At 46.6% G+C, this 834-nt stretch carries 1 pseudogene; it reads left to right on the forward strand.

Annotated features, from left to right (window positions below):
• A pseudogene (vmeV, locus tag R7R24_RS25795) lies at positions 1 to 834 on the forward strand (multidrug efflux RND transporter permease subunit VmeV); the annotation flags it as partial.

Raw genomic sequence — 834 nt, forward strand, 5'->3', positions numbered from 1 at the left:
TGTTGATGCTGACGGGCGACGATTACGACTATATCGAGCTCAAACGCTATGCCGACCACCTACGACGTGAAATCGAACTGGTTGATGGCGTGGGCAAAGTAGACATTGCAGGAGACCAGCAAGAGATGTTGTTCGTTGAAATCTCGCTTGACCGCCTTGCGTCTCTGAATCTCGACATGAACGTTGTTTCTGGTTTGCTTAACCAACAGAATAACGTGGTTTCGGCTGGCGAAGTTATGGTGAATGGTGAAAGCCTCGTCATTCGTCCTAGCGGTACGCTGAATACCGTTCAAGCGTTAGAAAACCTGATCATTCACGGTCGTGATACGGGTAATTTGATTCGCTTAAAAGACGTTGCGACGATCACCCGAGGTATTCAAGAAAAGCCGGGCAACATGATTTTGTTTAACGGCAAGAAAGCAATCAACATCGGTATTTCGTTTGCGTCTGGCGTTAACGTAGTAGAAGTAGGTGAGCGCCTTAACGCTGAGTTAAGCAGTTTAGAGTCCATCAAACCTGCGGGTTTGGACATGAGCTATTTCTACAACCAAGCGCAAGAGGTCGATGATTCTGTAAAAGCGTTTGTGATCAGCTTAGCTGAGGCGGTAGCCATCGTAATTATTGTGCTGTTGTTCACTATGGGCTTACGTAGTGGCGTGATCATTGGCGTGGTTCTTCTGTTGACGGTGTTTGGTACGTTCATCTTGATGAATTACAACAACATAGAACTTCATCGAATTTCGCTTGGTGCGTTGATCATCGCATTGGGTATGTTGGTGGACAACGCGATTGTTGTGGTTGAAGGTATTCTGGTTGGCCTGAAGAAAGGGCGTA

The organism is Vibrio sp. 704 (genome assembly GCF_033339295.1).